This window comes from Acidovorax sp. Leaf78 (assembly GCF_001422735.1).
GTDB lineage: Bacteria > Pseudomonadota > Gammaproteobacteria > Burkholderiales > Burkholderiaceae_C > Acidovorax.
Genome location: NZ_LMLZ01000024.1, coordinates 177,008 through 197,255 on the forward strand (window position 1 = coordinate 177,008; position 20,248 = coordinate 197,255).

At 65.8% G+C, this 20,248-nt stretch carries 19 protein-coding genes; 9 read left to right on the forward strand and 10 right to left on the reverse strand.

The features are described 5' to 3' along the window. Window positions 1-81: 81 nt before the first annotated feature. The 4 genes from priA to ASF16_RS22975 all read right to left on the reverse strand — a co-directional run bounded on the left by priA (window position 82) and on the right by ASF16_RS22975 (window position 6,507). Window positions 82-2,235 carry a primosomal protein N' gene (gene priA / locus ASF16_RS22960; protein WP_156372202.1) on the reverse strand — a complete coding sequence of 718 codons (2,154 nt, stop codon included), beginning with the start codon at window positions 2,233-2,235 and terminating at the stop codon, window positions 82-84. Between the two features lie 718 nt (window positions 2,236-2,953). Then, window positions 2,954-4,066 (reverse strand): uroporphyrinogen decarboxylase, encoded by a 1,113-nt coding sequence (hemE, locus tag ASF16_RS22965; RefSeq protein WP_056172708.1) that lies wholly within the window; start codon window positions 4,064-4,066, stop codon window positions 2,954-2,956. A 157-nt stretch (window positions 4,067-4,223) separates the two neighbouring features. Then, window positions 4,224-5,804 carry an MFS transporter gene (locus ASF16_RS22970; protein WP_056172711.1) on the reverse strand — a complete coding sequence of 527 codons (1,581 nt, stop codon included), beginning with the start codon at window positions 5,802-5,804 and terminating at the stop codon, window positions 4,224-4,226. 163 nt (window positions 5,805-5,967) lie between these two features. Beyond that, window positions 5,968-6,507, reverse strand: a complete 540-nt coding sequence (locus tag ASF16_RS22975; protein WP_056172716.1) for a MarR family winged helix-turn-helix transcriptional regulator — start codon at window positions 6,505-6,507, stop codon at window positions 5,968-5,970. Between the two features lie 133 nt (window positions 6,508-6,640). Between ASF16_RS22975 and ASF16_RS22980 the strand changes: the two genes are divergently transcribed. Both ASF16_RS22980 and ASF16_RS22985 read left to right on the forward strand, forming a co-directional pair. Next, a complete protein-coding gene (locus ASF16_RS22980; RefSeq protein ID WP_056172719.1) occupies window positions 6,641-7,594 on the forward strand; it encodes a tripartite tricarboxylate transporter substrate-binding protein in 954 nt (317 codons plus the stop codon). Between the two features lie 340 nt (window positions 7,595-7,934). Further along, window positions 7,935-9,263, forward strand: a complete 1,329-nt coding sequence (locus ASF16_RS22985; RefSeq protein WP_056172721.1) for a sulfatase — start codon at window positions 7,935-7,937, stop codon at window positions 9,261-9,263. Between the two features lie 411 nt (window positions 9,264-9,674). On the opposite strand, the gene ASF16_RS22990 is transcribed toward ASF16_RS22985, so the two are convergent. After that, a complete protein-coding gene (locus ASF16_RS22990) occupies window positions 9,675-10,580 on the reverse strand; it encodes a LysR family transcriptional regulator (RefSeq protein ID WP_056172723.1) in 906 nt (301 codons plus the stop codon). A 154-nt stretch (window positions 10,581-10,734) separates the two neighbouring features. Here ASF16_RS22990 and ASF16_RS22995 point away from each other — a divergent pair, with 154 nt between their 5' ends. From ASF16_RS22995 to ASF16_RS23000, 3 genes are read left to right on the forward strand one after another with little or no spacing between them, the layout of a single operon-like run. Then, window positions 10,735-11,718 carry a TerC family protein gene (locus ASF16_RS22995; protein WP_056172726.1) on the forward strand — a complete coding sequence of 328 codons (984 nt, stop codon included), beginning with the start codon at window positions 10,735-10,737 and terminating at the stop codon, window positions 11,716-11,718. A 19-nt stretch (window positions 11,719-11,737) separates the two neighbouring features. Further along, window positions 11,738-11,899, forward strand: coding sequence for a hypothetical protein (locus ASF16_RS26600; RefSeq protein ID WP_200912460.1), 162 nt, complete (start codon window positions 11,738-11,740; stop codon window positions 11,897-11,899). Window positions 11,900-11,906: 7 nt separating this feature from the next. Next, a complete protein-coding gene (locus tag ASF16_RS23000) occupies window positions 11,907-12,470 on the forward strand; it encodes a DUF2062 domain-containing protein (RefSeq protein ID WP_056172729.1) in 564 nt (187 codons plus the stop codon). A gap of 169 nt (window positions 12,471-12,639) precedes the next feature. Here ASF16_RS23000 and ASF16_RS23005 read toward each other — a convergent pair whose 3' ends face one another. The 4 genes from ASF16_RS23005 to ASF16_RS23020 all read right to left on the reverse strand — a co-directional run bounded on the left by ASF16_RS23005 (window position 12,640) and on the right by ASF16_RS23020 (window position 16,841). Beyond that, window positions 12,640-13,608: a tripartite tricarboxylate transporter substrate binding protein gene (locus ASF16_RS23005; RefSeq protein ID WP_056172732.1), complete on the reverse strand. Its 969-nt coding sequence runs from the start codon at window positions 13,606-13,608 to the stop codon at window positions 12,640-12,642. A 121-nt stretch (window positions 13,609-13,729) separates the two neighbouring features. Then, the gene (locus tag ASF16_RS23010) at window positions 13,730-14,017 is read right to left on the reverse strand and encodes a DUF2783 domain-containing protein (RefSeq protein WP_056172737.1); all 288 of its coding nucleotides are present in this window, start codon (window positions 14,015-14,017) and stop codon (window positions 13,730-13,732) included. A gap of 19 nt (window positions 14,018-14,036) precedes the next feature. After that, window positions 14,037-15,689, reverse strand: a complete 1,653-nt coding sequence (locus ASF16_RS23015; RefSeq protein WP_056172740.1) for an FAD-dependent oxidoreductase — start codon at window positions 15,687-15,689, stop codon at window positions 14,037-14,039. A gap of 195 nt (window positions 15,690-15,884) precedes the next feature. Further along, window positions 15,885-16,841 (reverse strand): MBL fold metallo-hydrolase, encoded by a 957-nt coding sequence (locus ASF16_RS23020; RefSeq protein WP_056172744.1) that lies wholly within the window; start codon window positions 16,839-16,841, stop codon window positions 15,885-15,887. 144 nt (window positions 16,842-16,985) lie between these two features. On the opposite strand from ASF16_RS23020, the gene ASF16_RS23025 reads away from it, so the two are divergent. The 4 genes from ASF16_RS23025 (at window position 16,986) to ASF16_RS23030 (ending at window position 19,497) form a co-directional block, all read left to right on the forward strand. Next, the gene (locus ASF16_RS23025; protein WP_056172748.1) at window positions 16,986-17,798 is read left to right on the forward strand and encodes an IclR family transcriptional regulator; all 813 of its coding nucleotides are present in this window, start codon (window positions 16,986-16,988) and stop codon (window positions 17,796-17,798) included. 171 nt (window positions 17,799-17,969) lie between these two features. Next, window positions 17,970-18,374, forward strand: a complete 405-nt coding sequence (locus tag ASF16_RS25745) for a L,D-transpeptidase (protein WP_235507492.1) — start codon at window positions 17,970-17,972, stop codon at window positions 18,372-18,374. Continuing rightward, window positions 18,374-18,910 carry a hypothetical protein gene (locus tag ASF16_RS26400; RefSeq protein ID WP_156372203.1) on the forward strand — a complete coding sequence of 179 codons (537 nt, stop codon included), beginning with the start codon at window positions 18,374-18,376 and terminating at the stop codon, window positions 18,908-18,910. The genes ASF16_RS25745 and ASF16_RS26400 overlap by 1 nt, the downstream gene beginning before the upstream one ends. Next, the gene (locus ASF16_RS23030; protein WP_056172750.1) at window positions 18,886-19,497 is read left to right on the forward strand and encodes a hypothetical protein; all 612 of its coding nucleotides are present in this window, start codon (window positions 18,886-18,888) and stop codon (window positions 19,495-19,497) included. The genes ASF16_RS26400 and ASF16_RS23030 overlap by 25 nt, the downstream gene beginning before the upstream one ends. 43 nt (window positions 19,498-19,540) lie before the next feature. On the opposite strand, the gene ASF16_RS23035 is transcribed toward ASF16_RS23030, so the two are convergent. Next, window positions 19,541-20,155 (reverse strand): thioredoxin family protein, encoded by a 615-nt coding sequence (locus tag ASF16_RS23035; protein ID WP_056172753.1) that lies wholly within the window; start codon window positions 20,153-20,155, stop codon window positions 19,541-19,543. Between the last annotated feature and the right edge of the window lie 93 nt (window positions 20,156-20,248).

The window sequence follows — 20,248 nt, forward strand, 5'->3', positions numbered from 1 at the left end:
CGTCCAGCATAGCTGAACACGCTGCTTTGTTCAATATGAATTGATGTACATGAAACGTGAACAAAATAAAAATATGAACAATCAGATCACCAGCGGGTCCACATCCACCAGCCAGCGCACCAGCCCCTTATGCTCCGGCGCGCTGCGCGTGGTCTGCAGCACGGGCTGCCACGCGGCCAGAAAGCGCTGCAGGGCAGCACGGCTGCTGCTTTCCATGAGCATCTGGGCGCGCTCCACGTTGGCCACGCGCTGGATGGTCAGGGGTACCGGGGGGAACAGCGTCACAGCCTCCAGCCCCGGCAGGGCGGCGGCATGGGCGGCAGCCGTGGCGGCGGTCAGAAAGCCCTGCGCGACCTCCTGCGTGCGGGCATCGGCGCGCACCAGGGCCTGGAAGGCGAACGGCGGCATGGCGGCTTCTTCGCGCTCCTGGAGCTGCTGGGCGGCAAAGGCCGGGTAGTCGTGGGTGCGCAGCGCCTCGTACACCGGGTGCTGCGGGTGAAAGCTTTGCACCCACATTTCGCACTGCGTGCCCTGGGCGGCCATGTAGGCTGCGTCGCGCCCCGCGCGGCCGGCGGCCTGCATGAGCAGTGCGAACAGGCGCTCCGGCGCCCGGAAGTCGCTCGAAAACAGCGCCCCGTCGGGCTGCACCGCGGCCACCAGCGTGATGCGCCGAAAGTCATGTCCCTTGGCGATCATCTGCGTGCCCACCAGCACATCCACCTCGCCCGAATGCACCTGCGCCAGTTGCGCCTCGAGCGAGCCCTTGGCTTTGGTGGTGTCGGCGTCGATGCGGGCGATGCGGGCGGGGGTGCGGTCGGGCCGCAGCACCTCGGACAGCAGGTCGCCGAGCTGTTCTTCCAGCTGCTCGGTGCCCCGGCCCATGGAATGGATGTCCGGGCTGCCGCAGGTGGGGCAGGCGCGGGGCACGCGCACCGTGTAGCCGCAGTGGTGGCAGCGCAGGGTGCGGTCAGCCTTGTGAAAGACCTGGTGCGCGCTGCAGTGCGGGCAGTCGCTCTTCCAGCCGCAGTCGGCGCAGTGCAGCACGGGCGCGTAGCCCCGGCGGTTGAGCAGCACCATGCTCTGCTCCCCGCGCGCCACGCGCTCAGTGATGGCGGCCAGCAGCGGCGCGCTGAAGATGGCGCGCCGCGGCTGCTGGTTCATGTCCACGCGGCGCACCCGGGCCGGGGCGCCTGCGCCCCCATCTGTCCCTAAGCCGGCGCCGATCCGGCTGGGCATGGCCAGGCGCACGTAGCGCCCGCCTTCGGGGTCCTCCGCCGTGGGCGGGCGGCTGGCGTGCCAAGTCTCGAGCGACGGCGTGGCCGAGCCCAGCAGCACCTTGGCGCCTTGCTCGCGCCCGCGCCAGATGGCCAGGTCGCGCGCCGAGTAACGGGCGCCTTCCTGCTGCTTGTAGCTCGGGTCATGCTCCTCGTCCACGACGATGATCTTCAGGCCCGGCAAACTGGCGAACACCGCCATGCGCGTGCCCAGCACGATGCGGGCAACGCCGCTGTGCGCGGCCAGCCAGCTCTTGAGGCGCTGCGGGTTGGTCATGCCGCTGTGCAGCGACACCACCGCCTGGCTGCCAAAGCGCGGCGCAAAGCGGGAGGTGAAGCGCTCTTCGAGCTGCGGGGTGAGGTTGATCTCCGGCACCATCACCAGCGCCTGGGCGGTGGGGTCGGCCTCCAGCGCCTCCTGCACGCAGCGCAGGTAGACCTCGGTCTTGCCGCTGCCGGTGCTGCCGAACAGCAGGAAGGGGCCGGATTCGGATGAAATTCTGGCCCTGGCGCTTTCCTGTTCTGCGGTAAGCGCTATGGTTTTAATAGCGTTGGCAGCGTCGCCGCCTGCCGTGCCCTTGGGCGGGCGCCGCAGCCGCCGCGCCAGTTGATCGGGCTGCAGGTCGCGCAGTTGCGGCGGCAGGGCTGCGAGTGCCACCTCGCCCAGGGCGCGCTGGTAGTAGCGTGCCGCAAAGGCCACCAGGCGGCGCCAGGGCAGGCTCAGTGGCTCTACGCCCTCCAGCACCCCGGCAACGGAGCGCATGGCCGCGCCTTCGGGCAGCTCGCCGGTGGCATCCAGGGCATCCCACACCACACCCAGCACCTCGCGCTTGCCCAGGGGCACCCGCACCAGCGTGCCGGGCGGCAAGGGCCGCTCGCTGGCATAGCTGAGCAAGTCCCCCACGCCGCTGTGGGACGGCGTGTGCAGCGCAACATGAACGATGGTGGAGGGGGTGATCACGGGCTTTGGACAGTTACAGGTGCTTGTGCAGGCGATGTAGAGGTTTGGCGGCTAAGTGCTTGATTTGATGTGCGCAGGGAGTAATCCCGTGTTTCTGTGGATAACTTTGTTGACATCCTGCTGCGACACCCCGCCAAGCCGCATGAATGCTGGCCCGGAACAAAATGCCCACAAAATTGGCAGCGGCAAAAAATCCTTATGAATCAATCATCTGAAGATTTTTGAGCGCATTTTCTGTGCTATGGCCTGGCTACTGCGCGATGTTGCGCCGCATCACGATTTGTGTGCATAAGTCGAACATCGATGTGGCGTCAAGCCCCGGAACGGCCCCCAATTTGTGCTAGCTGCCCCCGCGCATGTTCGACGTTTTATGCGGTTTGGCCTGCAAGTGCTTGATTTGACTGGGGATTTGTAAGAAATCCAGAATTTCTGTGGATAACTTTGTTGATATCCCCTGTGTTTGCCTCGCAAGCCCTTGAAGCGCCGTGCTTTTGGTGGATTGCCTGCAAAAAACGCAGACCGCCGCGCCCCTTTGAAATCAACGACTTACGCAGTGGTTGAGAATTTTTTCGCTCCTTCCACCCATTGGCTCAGACGTGCACACTCCACGCTTGCGCTGCTCCAGATTTGTGCATAAGTCGTGCCCGACTTCCGGTCCGGCACACAAAAATGTGTTACGTCGCGCGGGCGGCTCCTGCTGCCAGAGCAACCCCCGCCTTCACCCCTGACGCTGCGCGCGCGAGTGGCTGTGCACGGCCTCGACCAGGGCCGACACATGCTCGGGCGGCGTGAACTGGCTGATGCCGTGGCCCAGGTTGAAGATGTGCGTGGGGCCGGTGGTGGTGCGGTCGGTGTGGGGCTTGCCAAAGCTGTCCAGAACGTGGCGCACCTGGGTGGCGATTTGCGCGGGGGGCGCAAACAGCACGTTCGGGTCGATGTTGCCCTGCAGCGCCTTGCCGGGGCCGCCCGCCTGGCCGCCGACGATGGCACGGGCATGGCCCAGGTTGGCCGTCCAGTCCAGGCCCAGTACTTCGCAGTCCAGGTCGTTCATGTCCGGCAGCCAGATGCCGCCGCCCTTGGTGAAGACGATGCGCGGCACGTCGGTGCCGTCCACGCCGGTGCGCTTGAGCTGTGCCAGCACCCGTTTCGTGTACGCCAGGCTGAACTCCTGGAAGGCGCCGTCGGCCAGCACGCCGCCCCAGCTGTCGAACACCATCACGGCCTGGGCACCCGCGTCGATCTGGGCATTGAGGTAGGCGGCCACGCTGTCGGCGTTGATGGCCAGGATGCGGTGCATCAGGTCGGGCCGCGCGTACATCAGGCTCTTGACCATTCGATAGTCGTCGCTGCCCTTGCCCTCGACCATGTAGCAGGCCAGCGTCCAGGGGCTGCCCGAGAAGCCGATCAGCGGCACGCGGCCGTTCAGGGCCTTGCGGATGCTGGTGACGGCGTTGAATACGTAGCGCAGCTTGTCCATGTCGGGCACGGCCAGCTGATCCACAGCGGCCTCGTCGCGCACCACTTTGGCAAAGCGCGGGCCCTCGCCCTCGGCGAACGAGAGCCCCAGGCCCATCGCGTCGGGCACGGTGAGGATGTCGCTGAACAGGATGGCCGCATCGAGCGGAAAGCGCTCCAGGGGCTGCAGCGTGACCTCGGTGGCGTAGTCCACATTGGTGGCCAGCCCCATGAAGCTGCCCGCCTTGGCGCGCGTGGCCTTGTACTCCGGCAGATAGCGCCCCGCCTGGCGCATGAGCCACAAGGGCGTGTAGTCGGTGGCCTGGCGGCGGCAGGCACGCAGGAAGGTGTCGTTGGAGAGGGGGGCAAAGCTCATCCTGCAATTGTCGCAGGGTGGACGGCAAGGCCCGGCACGGTGTGCTGCGGCTGAACCTGGCGCGCCCCAGGCCAGCGCCACTGTGGGTCCTGTTTTACCGGTCCACGGGTGGCGTCCCCCTCAGGGGGAAGACGCGAAGCGGCTCAGCGGGAGCTAACTATCTCTCAGCGATGTAGTGCGACATGCGCACGACCTCGCCGGGTGCCAAAAATGCACGCACCTCCGTCTCCAGCGCCTGGTCGGCCATGGTGGCGCGGGCGCGCTGGTGCAAATAGTCGGCCCAGGACTCGACGATAAAGCGCTCCACGTAGCGCGAGGGCTCGCCCAGGTCCTTGTACACGCGCCAGAAGGTGGCGCCGTCGCGGCGGCGCGGGGCCTTCATGCGGCTGATGGTGTCCAGGAACTCGGCGTCCGAGCCGGGCGCAATGCGGTAGCCCACCTCCACGGCGACCGGGCCGGCCTCGGGCAGGGGCTCGGCCTCGATGAAGAGTTCGTCCCAGGGCGTGGCCTGCGTCACTTCGTGCAGCGCGCCCATGCGCAGCGGCATGGGCCGTGCCAGCAGCAGCCCCGCCCCCATGAGCGCGGCGGCCGTGTACAGCGTGGGGGCCAGGCCCACGATGTCCGATGCCGCCCCCCAGAAGGCGGAGCCCATCGCAAACGCACCCAGCGCCGCCACCATGTGCATGGCCACTGCGCGCGACCGCACCCACTGCGGCGCGCTGGCCTGGGTGGCGGTGTTGAAGGTGGACATGGCCGACATCCAGGCCGCGCCCGCAAACAGCATGGCGATGTACACCACCCACGCGATCTTGGTCATGGCAGCGACCAGCATGGCGGCGGCAAACACCACGCCGCCTGCGCCCACGATGATCTCCATGCCAAAGCGCGCGCGCAGCCGCCCCAGCACCAGGCCCACCGCCACGGCGCCGGTGCCCAGGCAGCCCATCAGCAGGCCGAAGCCCGGCGCCCCGGTGCCCAGGCGCTGGGCGATGACGGGCAGCAGCGCCCACAGGGCCGAGCCCGCGGCGCTGAACGCCATCACGCGCACCAGCTGCGCCAGGATGATGCGCGAGTGCCAGGCAAAGCGCAGGCCGCTCAGCGTGCCGCCCCACAGGCGCTCGGCGGGCAGCTTGGAGGGCGGGTGGGCCTTGGGCGGCCAGCGGCGGATCGACTGCCACATTACCAGCGTGGTGGTCACGGTGACGGCAAACACCCACCCCGCGCCCAGCTGGGCAAACACCAGCCCCGCCAGCGTCGGCCCGATGGCGCGCGCGGCGTTGTAGGCAATGCTCACGGCGGTGATGGCCTGCGGCCATTCGTCGCGCGGCACCGGGTCGATGACCGACGAGTTCCACGCCGGCGTCAGCACCGCCGTGCAGCAGCCGCAGATGAACACCAGGAACAGCACCGACGCCGGCCCGCCCCAGCCGCCCAGCACCAGCAGCGTAAGCAGCACGCTGGCACCCACCTGCGCCAGCAGCGCGCCCGAGATCAGGCGCCGCCGGTCCGTCGTGTCGGCCAGCACGCCCGCCGGCAGCGCCAGCAGGAACATCGGCATGAACACCGCCGTCTGCACCAGCGCCGCCAGGAACGAGGAGCCCGTGAGCTCCACCATCAGCCAGGCCGCGGCCATGGTCTGCATGCCGCTGCCGATGAAGAACACGCCACCGCAGACCCACAGGCCCCGGAATGCTGGTTGGCGCAAGGGGCTCCACAAAGAGGTTGATGGCTGCGACATGAATGGATGGTGGGGCGGTGGGTGTGGGCCGGGGTCGGCCGCGGGTTCGTCGTGGTGCGGTCGTATGTCGTCGTGGGGTGCGCTCAGCAGTTTGTGGCCGCGAGTCCCGCTCTGGAGGATATCGTCGGTTCCCCGTTTTAGGGCGGTTCCGCGCGCATCCCCTTCAATCTGTGTGCCGCCCGCCGCGCAGCCGGTAGGTGCGGGGCACGTCGGTGCGGGTGGCGACCAGCGCCTCGGCGCGCTGCTGCATGTCGGCCAGGGCCTGGTCCAGGCTCTGCACGGCGTGCGCGTCCAGCCCGGCCAACAGCTCCTGGTTGAGTGCCTTGACCTGCGGGAACAGCCCATCGTGCACCGCCTGCCCGGAAGGCGTGAGCGACAGCACGGCCTGGCGGCGGTCGCCCGGCATGGCCTCGCGGATGAGCAGCTTCTTGGCCAGCAGCGAGGTGATGGCGCGCGAGGTGCGGGCCCGGTCCAGCCCCAGGCGCAGGGCCAGCTCCGCCGGCGGCAGGCCCGGGTGCTGCGCCAGCACCATGAGCAGGCCCCATTCGCGCCGGGTGATGCCGTAACCGCCTTCGCACAGCCGCACCACCAGGCTACCAGCCACCGCCAGCAGGCGGTTCAGGCGGTACATCAACAGGTCGTGGGCCACCAGCGGGTCGGCCAGCCGGCTGGCCGCTGGCGTGGCCGGGGAGGGCGCGGGCATCAGGGTATCTCCGGGCATGAATTGATTAGATCAATCGATTGTGGGCCCAATACAGTGGGCCGCGCGGCGACGCTCTTTTGCTCGATGCCTGCCTGCCTGTCCTTTGCCACTGCCCCTGCCTGGAGACCCGACCATGCGAAAACCCCTCGCCCTCGTGCTGACCGCCGCGCTCGCCCTGTGCGCCACCCTGGCCCAGGCGCAGGACACGCCCTTGCGCATCGTGGTCGGGTACGCCCCAGGTGGCGCGACCGACCGCGTGGCCCGCATCGTGGCCGACAAGCTGGGCTCCAAGCTCGGCACGCCCGTCATCGTGGAGAACAAGACCGGCGCGGGCGGCCGCCTCTCGGCCCAGGCTGTGAAGGCCGCCCCCGCCAACCAGCCCATGCTGCTGCTGGCCAACCCCGCCGTCATGCTGGTGGCGCCCCTGGTGTTCCCCGACGCGGGCTACGACCCCGAGCGCGACTTCCGCCCCGTGAGCCATGTCAACAGCTACGAGTTCGGCGTGGCCGTGGCCAGCGCCGTGCCGGTCAAGGAACTGCCGCACCTGATGGCCTGGCTGCGCGCCAATCCCGACAAGGCCAACTTCGGCGTGCCCGCCACCGGCAGCCTGCCGCACTTCTTCGGCCTGATGGTGGGCGACGCCGCCAAGGTGCGCGCCGAGGTGGTGGGCTACCGCGGCTCGGCACCGCTGCTCAACGACCTGCTGGGCGGCCAGGTGCCCGTGGCGTTCGACACCTTCGACACCCTGCTGCCCCAGCACGAGGCCGGCAAGATCCGCATCCTGGCCGTGTCGAGCGCCAAGCGCAGCCCGCTGGACCCCAAGATCCCCACCTTCAAGGAAAGCGGCATGGACCTGGCCGCCACCGGCTGGAACACCTTCTTTGCACCGATGAGCATGCCCAAGGCCCAGGCCGAACGCCTGGCCGGCTTGATTGTGGAGGTGATGAAGGACCCGGACACCCAGCGCAAGTTCGAGGCGGCCAAGATGGAGCCGGTGGTGGCGACCATGGCGCAGACCGAAGCGATGCTGAAGGCGTACCGCGCGCAGTGGGCGCCGGTGGTGCAGCGCTCGGGCTTCAAACCTTGACGCGCCGCGCTTTCGTCAGCGCCAAACTTCAATCGTCAATCGCCAAACGCTGCGCACCACACACCACCAACCGTTCACGCTGAGCCTGTCGAAGCGCCGCGCAAGGCTTCGACAAGCTCAGCCCGAACGGTATTGACGATGTCGCCGAGCGCTACCGACAAGCTCCCACATACACCCTGCCTCTGCCACCACCTTCGCCTTCGCCGCCACCTTCAAACGCCATTAATCCGTTCACGCTGAGCCTGTCGAAGCGCTGCGCAAAGGCTTCGACAAGCTCAGCCCGAACGGACTTGGGTGGTGGTGAGAGCCAACCGATCACTCGACCCCTCGGACCCGCCCCATGCCCCAGCGCCCCAACATCATCTTCATCGTCGCCGACGACCTCGGCTATGCCGACCTGGGCTGCTACGGCGGGCGCGACGCCAGCTTCGGCGCCGTGTCGCCCGTGCTCGACGGCTTGGCCGCACGCGGCCTCAAGCTCACGCAGGGCTACTCCAATTCACCCGTCTGCTCGCCCACGCGCTTTGCGCTGATGACCGCGCGCTACCAGTACCGCCTGCGCGGCGCGGCCGAGGAGCCCATCAACAGCAAGAGCCGCGGCAGCACCACGCTGGGCCTGCCGCCCGATCACCCCACGATGCCGTCGCTGCTGCGCGCAGCGGGCTACCGCACGGCGCTGATGGGCAAGTGGCACCTGGGCTACCCGCCCGCTTTCGGGCCGCTGCGCTCGGGCTACGAAGAGTTCTTCGGCCCCATGTCGGGCGGGGTGGATTACTTCACGCACTGCAGCTCGGGCGGTCAGCACGACCTGTACCTGGGCGACGAGGAAAAGCAGCAGGACGGCTACCTCACCGACCTCATCACCGACCACGCGCTCGACTACGTGGAGCGCATGGCCCCGGGCGCGCAGGCCGGCACGCCGTTCTTCCTGAGCCTGCACTACACGGCGCCCCACTGGCCGTGGGAGACGCGCGACGACGAGGCGCTGGCGCAGGAGGTCAAGGGCAACCTGTTCCACCTGCACGGCGGCAACATCGACACCTACCGCCGCATGATCCACCACATGGACGAGGGCATCGGCCGCATCATGGCGCTGCTGCAGGCGCAGGGCCTGGAGCGCGACACGCTGGTCGTCTTCACCAGCGACAACGGCGGCGAGCGCTTCTCGGACAGCTGGCCCCTGGTCGGCGGCAAGATGGACCTGACCGAAGGCGGCATCCGCGTGCCCTGGATCGCCCACTGGCCCGCCGTGATCGCGCCGGGCGGCGTGAGCCCGCAAACCTGCATGACCATGGACTGGTCCGCCACCATGCTCGATGCAGCAGGTGCGGCCGCTGCGCCCGACTACCCGCTCGACGGCCGCTCGCTGATGCCGCTGCTGCGCGACCCATCGGTGCTGGACGAGCCCGCGCTGTTCTGGCGCATGAACCATCGCGGCCAGCGCGCCATGCGCCAGGGCGACTGGAAGTACCTGCGCGTGGACGGCAACGACTACCTCTTCAACCTGGCCCAGGACGAGCGCGAGCGCGCCAACCGCGCGCTGCTGGAGCCCGCGCGCCTGCAGTCCATGCGCGCGGCGTGGGAGGCGTGGAATGCGTCGATGCCTGCGATTCCCGAGGACGCGACAGTGAGCCTCGGCTATTCGGTAAAGGACATGCCGGGGAGGTAAAGCCCCCTGAGTCGCTGCGCGCCTCGGTGGTACGCGCCAAGAGGCGCGGCCTCTTCGGCCTGTCCAAGCATGCGCAGGCAGGCTTGGAGCCGCAGCTCAGCCCCGGAGGGAGACGCCACCGGTGGCCCGATAAAGCTGGTTCCACGGTGGCACTGGGATGATTGCGCGCCAGTTTTGGCGGCCGGAGCGCCGCGCAACCAACGACCGTTCGGGCTGAGTTTGTCGACGCCTTGCACGACCTGCGAAATCTTCGAAGCTAATCCCAACTTCGTTCGTGCTGCTCTCGCCGAAGGGCTGTCCCCTTCCATGCCCTAGCTTCTACGGGCTCAGCCCGAACGGATGGGATGACATGGATGGAGCATGTTTTTAAGCGTTTTAGGCCCCTACCGCTTGATAGACAAGCGCCACCAGCTATTGATTCAATAGCGTCCCGCTCTTCCCCGCCTCCAGCAGGCGCGTGAGCAGCGGGTGCATCACCTTGCGGGCGCTGTAGATCAGGTGGAACTGCTCCTGCACATCCGGCGTGGTGCCCACCTGCACCAGGCCGTGGGTGTGTGCCAGGTGCTCGCCCAGCGACACGGGGGCGGGCATCACGCCCATGCCGGTGGCGGCAAAGGTGCTCAGGAGGGCGCTGTCCTCGAACTCCCCGGCGATGCGCGGGCGGATGCGTTCGCGTTCCAGCCAGTGGTCGATGCGGGCGCGCATGGCGGCGTGGTCGGTGGGCAGCAGCACGGGCACCACGGCCAGGCTGTGCGGGAAGTCCGTCGCCGCCGCCTCGGCCCACAGCGGCGGGGCGTACCAGGCGATGGCGCTCGTGCCCAGCAGCTGGCTGGTGGTGCGCAGCGCGCGGTTGGGCGGCGCGGCGCGGTCGGCCAGCACCGCGTCGAGCTTGTGCAGCGCCAGCTCGCCCAGCAGCGGCTGGAACTCGCCCTCGTGGCACAGCAGGCGCAGGTGGGGTTCGTCCAGCACGGGGGTCAGCAGCCGGTGCACGGCCAGCTTGGCGATGCCGTCGGAGATGCCCAGGTTCAGCCGCAGCGTCTGGCCGGTGGCGGCCTCGCGCACGCGCACCGGCAGCAGCTCGCCCAGGGCAAAGATGTGGTCCGCCTCGTGCAGCGCGGCCACGCCTGCGTCGGTGAGCACGAGGTTGCGGCCCTCGGAGCGCAGCAGGCTCACGCCCAAGGCCTTTTCCAGCTCGCGCACCTGCGCGCTGATGGTCTGCACGGCCATGTCCAGCCGCTCGGCGGCGCGCGCGATGCCGCCCTCCTTGGCCACCACCCAGAAGTAGAAAAGATGGCGGTAGTTGAAGCTCTGGCTCATGGGGTTTCCTGGGAGAAATCGCAAAGGTTCGTAAAAACCGAACCAATGGTATCAATATGACAGGTTTTTAAGAATCTCTTGCGTCCCTACAGTGCGGGCTGTTGTCGGGTGGGGCGCCCGGCAGACGAACCAATTCCCTTCGGAGCAAAGATTCATGGAAACAATAGGAACCTGGTGGATGTGGGCGGGATTCGCCGTCTTCGTGGTCGTCGCCATCGGCGTCGACCTTCTGGTGATGGAGCGCCAGGGGGCGCACAAGGTCACGATGAAAGAGGCGCTGCGCTGGAGCCTGTTGTGGTTCTCGCTGGCGTTCGTGTTCGTCGCCATCCTCTGGTGGTACCTCGACAGCAGCCAGGGGCGCGAGGTGGCCAACACGGTGTCGATGCAGTTCATCACCGGCTATCTGGTGGAAAAGAGCTTGTCGATCGACAACATCTTCGTCTTCCTGATGCTGTTCAGCTACTTCGCCGTGCCGCCGCAGTACCAAAAGCGCGCGCTCATCATCGGCATCATCGGCGCCATCGTGCTGCGCACGCTGCTGATCCTGGCGGGCGCCTGGCTGCTGGCCACCTTCCACTGGCTGCTGTATGTGTTCGGCGCGTTCCTCGTCGTCACCGGTGCCAAGATGTGGTTCGCTGCAGGCCAGGAGCCTGACATCGCGACCAACCCGGTGCTCAAGTTCCTCAAGAAGCGCATCCGCATCACCGACCAGTTCGACGGCGAGAAGCTCTCCACGCTGGTCAACGGCGTGAAGCACTACACCCCGCTGTTCGTGGTGCTGGTGCTCATCGGCACCACCGACATCATCTTCGCGGTCGACAGCATCCCTGCCATCTTCGCGATCACCAACGACCCGTTCATCGTGCTCACGGCCAACATCTTCGCCATCCTGGGCCTGCGTGCGCTGTACTTCTTGCTGGCCGACCTGGCGGACCGCTTCCACCTGCTGGCCTACGGCCTGGCGCTGGTACTGATCTTCATCGGTGGCAAGATGCTGCTCATCGACCTGGTGAAGATCCCGATCGGCTATGCACTGCTGGTGACGGCCGGCCTGATCGCAGGTTCCATCTTCCTGTCGCTGCGCAGCTCGGGTGGCAACACCCAGCAGCCCGCGCCAGCCCTGCCACCCAAGGACTGACCGCAAGGAAACACACACCATGGAACTGCTGGACTCTGTACTGTTGTTTCTCCTGGGCGGCCTTGTCGCCGCCACCGTCATCGCCCACCGGGCGGGCAACGAGAAGCGCGATGTGCGCCTGCTGATGGGGCTGTCGGCCCTGTGCGGCGCGGGCACGGCAGCGGCATTTGCATGGAACTGACCGCGCGATGATGTCCATGCTGTGCACCCTGCGCCGCTGGCTGCGCGGCTTGGAACCCCGGGCCCGCACGCACCTGGACCGCAGCTGGCTCGCCAGCCTGCGGCCCTGGCTGGAGCAGCGCGCGCTGTTCCGCTTCCAGCGCGAGCCGCTGGCGCGCGGTGTGGCAGCCGGCATGTTCTGCGGGCTCATCCCCGGGCCGCTGCAGATCCCGGGCACGCTGGTGGTGTGCGCCGGGATTCGCGGCAACGTGGTGGCCGGGTCTGTGGCCACCTTCTATACCAACCCGTTCACCACCGTGCCGCTGTATGCGCTGGCGTTCTACCTGGGGTCGCTGGCGATGCCCGGCACGCAAACCCTGCCGCCGTGGAGCAGCGTCGCACCGGGCGGCGATTTCTCGGTGCAGGCGATGGCGGCGTGGATCCAGGCCCTGGGCACGCCACTGCTCGTCGGCCTGCCCACACTGGGCCTGATGCTGGCGGCGCTGGGTTACGCCGCAGTGCAACTGATGTGGCTGGCCCCTGCTTTGCAGCGCAAGCGCCGCCTGGCGCGCTGCCGTGCTTCCGCTGCGTAGAGCACGGATCGGCGCTGCTCACTTTCCGAAGCGCTAAACCCCGCAGATCCTGAAGTCCACAGGCTGCGAAACCGGCGCGCGGCCATCGCCAGTGCCACCGTGGAACTGGCTCCGCCAGGCCACGGGTGGCGTCCCCCTGAGGGGGAAGCGGCGCAGCCGCTCAGGGGGCTCAATCCAGCCTGACGCCCACCTTGGTGATGACCCGCCCCCACTTCTCCCGCTCGGCACGCGCAAAGCTGCCCATCTGCGCCGCGGTACCGGGCATGGGCTCCACGCCCAGGGCCTGCAGCCGCGCCTTCGTGCGAGTGTCGGCCAACGCCGTCTGCAGGGCCTTGCTGAAGTTCGCCACCACCTCGGGCGGCGTGCCGGTAGGTGCGACCACGCCTTGCCAGGCATAGCCTTCGAAGCCCTCCAGGCCCTGCTCTGAAATGGTGGGTACGTCGGGCATGGTGCCCACGCGCTGCGGGCTGGCGACGCCAATGGCCCTCACCTTGCCGGTCGCGAGGAAGGGGTACACCGTGGCGCTGTCGATCCACATCGCGGGCACCTGGCCGCCGATCACGTCCTGGATGGCCGGGGCAGCGCCCCGGTAGGGCACGTGCGTGAGCTTGAGGCCGCTTTGCTCGCGGAACAATTCGCCCACCAGGTGGTGCGGGCTGCCCGGCCCGGCGGACGCCCAGTTCACCCCATCCGGCAGGCCCTTGGCCCAGGCCATGAACTCCTTCAAGTTCTTGGCGGGCACGTTGTTGGACACCACGAGGAACATGGGGAAGCGCACCAGCAGTCCCACGGGCTGAAAATCCTTCTCGGCGTTGTAGCTGAGCTTGCTGAACAGGAACGGGTTGGCCGCCAGCGTGGCGAAGTCGGCTGAGAAGATGAGGTTGCCGTAGTCCTTGTGGCGTGCACTGTATTCGGCCGCGATGTTGGTGCCCGCGCCGGGTTTGTTGTTGATGATGATGGGGCGGCCCAGCGTGGCCGACATCGACTCGGCAATCGTGCGCGCCACGATGTCGGAGCCGCCGCCGGCCGCATAGCCCACCACCCATTCGAGCGGCTTGGTGTCTTGGGCCGTGGCGGGCAGGGCCAGCGTGGTGAGTGCCAGGGCGCCGAGGGTGGCGAGGAAGTGTTTGCGCAGCATGGTTTTGTCTCCGGGTTGTTGTGATGTGGTCGGGGCAGAGGCTGCAGTGCACCGTCTTTGCGATGCTGCTGCGGCCGGGGGAAACGGTGCGGATGTGTCGCTGTACGGGGCGGGCCGGCGTTCAGGCCATGGCGTGCGTAGGCAGGACCGGTGTGATGGCTTGGTGGTCTGCCTCGGTGGGTGTTGCGGTTGGCGTTGCGGTGGCCGTGGCCGTCTTCAGGCCTGCCGTGCCGCGCGCCAGCCGCAGCGCGTCGCACAGCGTGGCGTGGTCGCCGATGTGGTTGGCCAGCAGCAGCACCAGGCGTGCGTTCATGGCGTGGCTCTCGGGGGTGGACAGGCCCTGGTGGGCGTTGATCAGCGCTTCGTAGAAATCGTCGCAGGCCTGCAGGTGGGGCTGGGTGTTGAGCATGGTCGGGGGCTCCGTGGTGTCAGGCGTGGGCGGCCGTGGCGCGGGCCAGGGCGGCGCGCACGGCGGCTTCAGTGGGTGCACGCCAGCGCGCGCACACGTGCTGGTCGGGGCGCACCAGGTAGGCGGTGTGGGGCAGGGCGTCCAGGCGCTGCGTGGCCAGGCCCTCGCTGTCCTGCACCTCCACGCCGATCTGCAGCACCTGCACCTGCGGTAATTCGAGCGCCCAGCCAGGCGCCGCGCCAAAGACGATGAGCGTGAACTGCGGCCCCAGAGCGCGCAGCAGCCAGGTGGGCTGGCCCTGCCGCGTCAACGGCGCGTCCAGCAGCACGGCGCCCGGCACCTGCAGGCCCGCGAAGGCGTCGGTGTCGGGCGTGTTCAACGGCGACGCATGCAGCGTGGCCGGCACCGACAGGCGCCCGCTGTTGACGATGCGCCGTGCAAACGCATGGTCGCGGGCCAGGTGCAGTGCGGCGTCGCGGAACAGCCGGCTGATCTCGCTCTTGGGTGTGATGAAGTCGGTGGCGCGCGTGGAGTTGGCAATGTTCTCGTCGGCCGCATATTCGCGCTCGGGGCCGTAGGTGGCCACCAGCGCGGCGCTGGCCCGGCCTTGCAGCACCCAGTCGAGCTTCCAGGCCAGGTTCTCCGCGTCCTGCACGCCGCTGTTGGCGCCGCGTGCGCCGAAGGGCGAGACACCGTGGGCGCTGTCGCCCACGAACACCACGCGGCCGTGCACGAAGCGGTCCATGCGCAGGCAGGCAAAGGTGTAGACGCTGGCCCAGTCCAGCTCGAACTGCGCGTGGGGCCCCAGCAGCGCCTGCACGCGGGGCAGGATGTTCTCGGGTTTCTTTTCTTCCTCGGGGTCGGCGTCCCACCCCAGCTGGAAGTCGATGCGCCACACGTTGTCGGGCTGGCGGTGCAGCAGCACGCTCTGGCCGGGGTGGAACGGCGGGTCGAACCAGAACCACCGCTCGGTCGGAAACTCCGCACCGCCTGCGAGCTTCACGTCGGCGATGAGAAAGCGGTCCTTGAAGATGCGGCCCTTGGCTTCCAGGCCCAGGGCCTGCCGCAGGGGCGAACGTGAGCCGTCGCACGCGGCCACCCACTGCGCGCCGATACGGTAGTCGCCCTCGGGCGTGTCGACGGTCAGCAGCGCGCCGTCGCCGTGCTGCTCCACGGCGGTAACCCGGTTGTGCCAGCGGATGTCGATGCCCGGCAGCTGCAGCGCCCGCTCCACCAGGTAGGCCTCGGCGTAGTACTGCTGCAGGTTGATGAAGGCCGGCCGCTCGTGGCCGGCCTCGGGCAGCAGGTTGAACTCGTACAGCTGCTCGTCCTGCAGGAAGACCTTGCCCACGTTCCACGACACGCCCTTGTCCACCATGCGCTGGCCCACGCCCAGGCGGTCCCAGATCTCCAGCGTGCGCTTGGCAAAGCAGATGGCGCGCGAGCCGGTGGAGAGCTTGTGGTCGTTGTCCAGCACCACCACGCGCTGCCCGCGCTGCGCCAGGTCGATGGCGAGCGACAGGCCCACGGGGCCCGCACCCACGATGACCACGGGGTGCTGCGCGGGCGTGGCGCTGTCCTGGTCGGGCGAGCGCACGTAGCCGAATTCAATGGCCTGCACCTCGGCGCCGCTGGCGTGGAAAGCCTCGGGAGGGATGTCTCTGGGGTTCATGGCGTCATGACCTTTGTGTCTTGGATCGAACCGGGCGCTGCTCTGGGAACGGACCTGTGCAACTGGCGCAGCCCCCCAGCGAGGGACGCCAAGCCAGGGCTGGCCCGCAGCGAGGGCGTCGTCCCCCGTCCCACAGCGCGCAGCGGTGCTAGAGAAGGGGGAAGGCGCGCAGCGCCTCAGGGTGTTGTTCTCTATTCAACCTTCCAGGGACTTCCACATCTGCACATCCCGCTCGGCCGTCCAGATGCGCGGGTCCGGGTACTGCGTGGCTTCGTCGTACGCGCGGGTCACGTCGAACGGCATGCAGTGGTTGAAGATCACCCAGTGGCCGTACTTGGGTTGCAGTTTCGCGAACGTGGCCTCGTACACCTTGCGCAGGTCTTCGCCCTGGGCGGCGCTGGCCTTCACGCTCTCGTACAGGTCGCTGATGAAGGCGCGCGTGCCGGCCAGCCCGGCCTGCACCTGGTCGGGCGTCTGCAGCGCGGCGCCGCGGCCGGGCACGAGCTTTTCGGGCTTCAGGGCCGCGATGTTGTCGAGCGTCTGCGGCCAGTCCTGGAAGTACGCGTCGCCCGCATACGGGGTGGCGTCGAACTCCACCAGGTCGCCGCTGAAGAGGATCTTTTCCTGCGGCAGCCAGGCCACGGTGTCGCCCTTGGTGTGGCCGCGGCCCAGCTGCAGGATCTGCACCTCCAGCGTGCCCAGCCACAGCGTCATCTTCTTGTTGAAGGTCATCGTGGGCCAGGTCAGGCCATCGGGCACGCTCTCCACGTTCTGGAACAGGCGCGGGAAGCGGCCGATCTCGCTGTCCTTGTCGAACTGGCCGCGCTCGACGATCAAATCGCGCGTGTCCTCGCTGGCAATGATGTGCTCCGCCCCGTAGGCACTCGCGCCCAGCACGCGCACCGCGTGGTAGTGGGACAGCAGCACGTACTTGATGGGTTTGTCGGTCACTTCGCGGATGCGGCGGATCACGTCCTGCGCCATCACGGGCGTGGCCTGGGTGTCGATGACCATCACGGCGTCGTCGCCAATGATGATGCCGGTGTTGGGGTCGCCCTCGGCGGTGTAGGCATACGCGTGGTCGGAAAGCTTGTCGAAGCTCACCTTCTTGACGTCCAGGTCGGCGGCGGAGGCAAAGGTCTTGGTGGTCATGGTGTGAAATTCGTTATGGGTGAATGCGTTTATCTAAACGGAATGTTTTGATGTTAGGCAATAAATTCGCCAATGTCTAACGCATTTGCTTAGGTGAAAACCCGGAGATCCATACGCCAGCGCTTGCCGTGGACAATCGCAGCCATGCCTTCCTTCCCCATCGACCCGCCCCGCCCCGACGACGAAGACGACACCAGCCCGCGCACGCCACGCGGCATTCAGAGCGTGGAAGTGGGCGGGCAACTGCTCAAGGTGCTGGCCCGCACCGGCCGCCGCATGGCGCTCAAGGACCTGGCCCGCGCCGCCGACATGACGCCCGCCAAGGCGCACCCGTACCTGGTGAGCTTCGGCAAGCTGGGCCTCATCGAGCAAGACGCCGTGAGCGGCCACTACGGCCTGGGCCCGCTGGCCATGCAGTTGGGCCTGATCAGCCTGCAGCAGGTGGACCCGGTGCGCCTGGCCATCGCCGAGCTGCCCGCGCTGGCCCAGCGCATCGGCTACACCGTGTCGGCCTCGGTCTGGGGCGACAACGGGCCCACCATCATCCGCGTGGAAGAAGGTCCCACCGCGGTGTACGTGGCCATGCGCCACGGCACCACCGCGTCGGTGCGCCACACGGCCACGGGCAAGGTGTTCGCGGCTTTCGGCCCGCGCGAACGTGCTGCTGCTGCGTTGGCGGCCGAGGGGTTTGCAGGGGCGCTGGACGAACCGGCGTTTGCTGCCGAACTGGAGTTGGTGCGCGCGCACCAGGTGGCGCAGGTGACCGATCAGTTGTTGCCCGGCATCAGCGCGCTGGCCACCCCGGTGTTCGACGGGTTCGGCCAGTTGGTGCTGTGCCTGGCGGTGATCGGACCCAGTGCCACGCTGCAGACGGGGCCAAGCAGCGCGGCGGCGCAGCATTTGCGCGAGGCTGCTCGGAGTTTGTCGCAGCGACTTGGGACTGCTGTAACTGGCTAGAAAATATTATTCTTTTTAAGTTGAACTTGAAGCGCAATTCAAGCGGATGGTTGCTATGAAAAGGCAGTAATTAGCAGATGGCTGGATCTGTGTAAATGTTGGCTTGAGAAGCTGTGCGTTCTGTTCGGTCTGTGTCTAAACTCAGGTACTCAAATTTCGAGGGTGAGAATAGTGCTGCCAAAAAAGAATGCCAATAAAATTTCAAAAACAATCAAAGTCAATTTGTCGCTTCAGATTGTTGAGGCGATGGAAGGTTTGAAAAGGGTTTTTGTTTTTGATTGTGTTACTGGGGATAAGGGGCATCCAACTAATCGAGGAAGCTTTAGAATATCGCGTAAGGCACATCCTTACAGAAGTAAGACATATGATGTTCAAATGGATTATGCAATGTTTTTTACAGCTGATGGCAAAGCATTCCATCAGTATCACGGAAGCATCCCACTGTCAGTGGTTCGATCTGCAAAAAGTTCGATGAGTGATTGGTTTGGTTCGCACGGCTGCGTCAGATTGACGCAGGCAAATGCAAGAGCTTTGTATGATTGGGCACCTGAAGGTACCATGGTGCATATATTCTGATGATTTCTATTGATAAAAATTTCCTGAAATGCGGTGCTCTTTTTGTTGCTGGGTTGTTGTGTGGGTGTTTTTTATTTTCAGCGATTTTTGATGATTTGTTGCTTCGCCGGGAAAAATCATTCGATATTTCTGCGAGTGGAGTTCTGTTGTTTGTATTTACAAGCCCTAAAACCTCACTCGTTGCTCATCGAAAAGATGATGCTGATGATTTTTATCTGCATACTATTTCGGGTGGGAAATCACGGCATTGCAATGTGAGTAATGATTTTGGTGGTTATCTTCATCAAATATCATCTTTTCACTCCAATAATTTTATCGAAAAAAAATACCTGAGAGATAAATTTCCAAAATTCATTGGGAAAATTGAAATTCAAGATCAAATAATTGAATATGATATCGAGCCAATTTACTTTTACTCTTCGGTCGATGGTTCAAGAATAGCGGCACAACATGCAGGTATAGCTGGGGAGATAAGTATTTCAGAGAGTGTATTTCACGCCTTGGAGGCGGGATGTTCGGAGCTGGCGAAGAGGTAAGCTATCGAGTTGTTCTGGATTATGTGCGCACCATTGTGCATATTTTTGTGAAAAAATACCTTGTTTACCCGACTTTGCTTCTTTTTGGCTTTGCCTTTGGCGCGGGTTCCATGGTCTTCTATTCTGCAATGTGGCCGGGCGGATATCCCGGGGTTGGCGACATGGAAGTCTTGAATTTCGAGAGATCTCCCGGGCTGGTGTACTACTTCAAAAGTGATCGCATTTCACTGGTGGCGCACCGAGCCAACAACGATGATCCCTTTTATCTGCATGTAGTTGCCAATGGAAAATCCAAACATTGCCTCGGCAGCCCGGATCTGGGCGGCTTCATTGAGCAAATGTCCTCCCTCAAGCCCAAAAAATTGGTCGAGGCCAAGGACATGACGACCCTATTCCCCATATTCCTGGGTCGAATAGAAATGCTGGACGGCACAGTCAATATCAGCAACGAGCCCGTCTTGTTCTTCTCGTCAAAAGATGGCGAGCGGATCGCCGCTCAGTACATGGACGTGAGAGGCGAAGTGGAAACGTCCAAAGACCTGTTCAAAGCACTGGAGGCGGGGTGCTCGAAGCTGGCCATGCATTGATGAATCCAGCTTGGACTCTGAAGCCTGTCGATTCGGGCGGCGCCTACGACTTGTACTTGATGCTGCACCCATACGGCTGCGTCGTCGCCGCGGAAATCGGCTTGCCCGCCAGCGCCTCGGACAGCCCCACCTTCACATAGTTGGTGGCCTTCTCGATGTCGGCCGGGCGGGCCGAGGGGATGCTGTCGATGCCGCCCGCGTACACCAGCACGCCCTGCGGGTTGACGATGTACATGTGCGGTGTGGTGCGTGCGCCGTAGCTCTTGCCCACGGTGCCTTCCTCGTCCATGAGCACCGCGGTGGGCTGGGCCTTGCGCTCGGTGAGCCATGCCGTGAGCTTGGACGGCTCCAGGTAGTCGCTGCTGGCCTTCTCGGTGGAGTTGACCGCCAGCCACACCACGTTCTTTCCAGTCGCGTCCTTTTGCGTGGCCGGCATGTTGCCGCTGTCGTAGTGCTTGCGCACGAAGGGGCAGCCCGGGTTGGTCCACTCCAGCACCACGTGTTTACCCTTGAAGTCCGACAGTTTCACGGTCTTGCCGGTGGCGTCCTTGAGGGTGAAGTCGGGCGCCGGCTGGCCCACGGTGGTGGCGGCCTGTGCGGCGCCGGTGGCGAACAGCGCGGCGGCGGATGCAATCAGCGTACGGCGAAGCAACTTCATGGCGGAATCTCCTTCGGTAGATGGCTAAGGTGAACAACGACAACACGACGAACAACGCGCCGCACGGAACCCAGCGCAGCCTCGTGGCCGCGC

Bases quoted from the DNA above. Each gene is read 5' to 3' on its own strand.
- hemE (WP_056172708.1), bottom strand. From the start codon at position 4,066: ATGAGCTTTGCCCCCCTCTCCAACGACACCTTCCTGCGTGCCTGCCGC.
- ASF16_RS22970 (WP_056172711.1), bottom strand. From the start codon at position 5,804: ATGTCGCAGCCATCAACCTCTTTGTGGAGCCCCTTGCGCCAACCAGCA.
- ASF16_RS22975 (WP_056172716.1), bottom strand. From the start codon at position 6,507: ATGCCCGCGCCCTCCCCGGCCACGCCAGCGGCCAGCCGGCTGGCCGAC.
- ASF16_RS22980 (WP_056172719.1), top strand. From the start codon at position 6,641: ATGCGAAAACCCCTCGCCCTCGTGCTGACCGCCGCGCTCGCCCTGTGC.
- ASF16_RS22985 (WP_056172721.1), top strand. From the start codon at position 7,935: ATGCCCCAGCGCCCCAACATCATCTTCATCGTCGCCGACGACCTCGGC.
- ASF16_RS22990 (WP_056172723.1), bottom strand. From the start codon at position 10,580: ATGAGCCAGAGCTTCAACTACCGCCATCTTTTCTACTTCTGGGTGGTG.
- ASF16_RS22995 (WP_056172726.1), top strand. From the start codon at position 10,735: ATGGAAACAATAGGAACCTGGTGGATGTGGGCGGGATTCGCCGTCTTC.
- ASF16_RS26600 (WP_200912460.1), top strand. From the start codon at position 11,738: ATGGAACTGCTGGACTCTGTACTGTTGTTTCTCCTGGGCGGCCTTGTC.
- ASF16_RS23000 (WP_056172729.1), top strand. From the start codon at position 11,907: ATGATGTCCATGCTGTGCACCCTGCGCCGCTGGCTGCGCGGCTTGGAA.
- ASF16_RS23005 (WP_056172732.1), bottom strand. From the start codon at position 13,608: ATGCTGCGCAAACACTTCCTCGCCACCCTCGGCGCCCTGGCACTCACC.
- ASF16_RS23010 (WP_056172737.1), bottom strand. From the start codon at position 14,017: ATGCTCAACACCCAGCCCCACCTGCAGGCCTGCGACGATTTCTACGAA.
- ASF16_RS23015 (WP_056172740.1), bottom strand. From the start codon at position 15,689: ATGAACCCCAGAGACATCCCTCCCGAGGCTTTCCACGCCAGCGGCGCC.
- ASF16_RS23020 (WP_056172744.1), bottom strand. From the start codon at position 16,841: ATGACCACCAAGACCTTTGCCTCCGCCGCCGACCTGGACGTCAAGAAG.
- ASF16_RS23025 (WP_056172748.1), top strand. From the start codon at position 16,986: ATGCCTTCCTTCCCCATCGACCCGCCCCGCCCCGACGACGAAGACGAC.
- ASF16_RS26400 (WP_156372203.1), top strand. From the start codon at position 18,374: ATGATTTCTATTGATAAAAATTTCCTGAAATGCGGTGCTCTTTTTGTT.
- ASF16_RS23030 (WP_056172750.1), top strand. From the start codon at position 18,886: ATGTTCGGAGCTGGCGAAGAGGTAAGCTATCGAGTTGTTCTGGATTAT.
- ASF16_RS23035 (WP_056172753.1), bottom strand. From the start codon at position 20,155: ATGAAGTTGCTTCGCCGTACGCTGATTGCATCCGCCGCCGCGCTGTTC.